Source organism: Chryseobacterium sp. JV558, assembly GCF_033712365.1.
In the GTDB taxonomy this organism is placed as follows: domain Bacteria; phylum Bacteroidota; class Bacteroidia; order Flavobacteriales; family Weeksellaceae; genus Chryseobacterium.
The window spans coordinates 1-1,658 of record NZ_WJHU01000020.1; the positions used below are offsets into that span (position 1 = coordinate 1).

A 1,658-nucleotide genomic window follows, 5' to 3' on the forward strand; every position below is an offset into this window, starting at 1 on the left:
AAACCTGCTAAGATCAGCTATCGAACATCCAGATGCTGCCATTAAGGAGCTGAAGATATTATCAGATCCGGAAGAATACGAATTGTTAGAGGTTTTTAGCGGTACTAGCGAAGCCTATCCTCAGGGAGAAACGGTGATCAGCTTATTTGCGAAGCAGGCTATATCTACGCCAGATCATGTTGCCATAGTGTTTGAAGAAGAAGAGTTAACCTATAAAGAGCTAGACGAGAAATCCAATCAGCTTGCGCATTATTTAACTTCGCAGGGCATCGGAAAAGAGGTTTTAGTTCCGGTGTGTTTTGAGCGGTCTTTAGAGATGATCATAGGTATTTTGGGAATTATGAAAGCTGGCGGCGCTTATGTACCGATAGATCCTAAGCATCCGAAATCCCGTATAGAAACCATTTTAGAAGATTGTAATGCCGAAATTTTACTAACCCAGGAAAAATTAAAATCAGATTTGTTCGCAGATCAGGATATCAGATGTATAGCGCTGAATGCAGAACAAGCATTATGGGAAAATCTTTCTACAGATGGATTGGCTCATGAAATTACTCCCAACCAGCTCGTTTATATAATTTACACTTCGGGTACCACAGGAAAGCCTAAAGGAGTAATGATAGAGCATCATAATTTGTACAATTTTTTAAAGAGTTTTTCATCAAGAGTATTTGAAGATGGCTTTGTACGGCTATTGAGTATAGCTTCATCTACCTTTGACCCATCATTGCTTGAATATTTTATTCCTTTAACCCAAGGCGGGGAATTGATATTAATTCATGATGAAGATTTGGATGATGCCAATAAATTGGCATCTAAAATCAATTATTACAAACCAAATGTCATTGAATGTACTCCATCGAGATGGCAGACTTTAAAAGAAATTAATTGGTCCTGTGATTTTGACCTTAAGATTTTATGTGGAGCAGAACATTTATCCAATGATTTAAAATCATATTTATTATCGAATAGTACAAGTTGCTGGAATTTATATGGCCCGACAGAAACGACGATTTGGTCAACAGTTATCGAATTGAATGATGCAGTAAACAATGTTGGAAAGCCTATACCAAATACGGAGATTTATATATTGGATGCAGACTTAAAACTGGTTCCTAAAGGGATTTCCGGAGAAATATATATCGGTGGAGGTGGATTGTCGCGTGGTTATTTAAATCGTCCGGAATTAACCGAGGAGAAGTTTATCAGTCATGTTTTTAAGTCAGGAAAACAACTCTATAAAACAGGCGATTTGGGCCGATGGCTTGAAGACGGAAATATTGAATTTATAGGCAGAAGCGACAATCAGGTTAAAATCAGAGGTTACAGGATAGAACTTGGTGAGATCGAGTCTCAATTAGATCATATAAATGATGTGCAGCAATCTGCTGTAATTGTTGTAGGGGAAAATATTTCAGACAAACAGCTTGTAGCGTATTATACCTCAGATGAGGAAATTGATTCAGAATCCTTAAAATCGGGTTTAAAGTCTGTCTTGCCAGAATATATGGTTCCTAAAGTGTATTTGTACCTTGATAAATTTCCATTGACAGTTAGTGGGAAAATAAATAGAAAAGCATTACCAATACCTGATATCATTGCATATCAGAAGAAAGAATACGTATCTCCGCAAACTTCTACAGAGAAGATCCTGGTTG

The 1,658-nt window shown here is 37.2% G+C and carries 1 protein-coding gene; it reads left to right on the top strand.

The genetic code is table 11. From position 1 onward, the window contains the following. Nucleotides 1-1,658: amino acid adenylation domain-containing protein (locus GFU89_RS23180; protein WP_318849373.1), on the top strand; the 1,658-nt coding region annotated here is incomplete at both ends.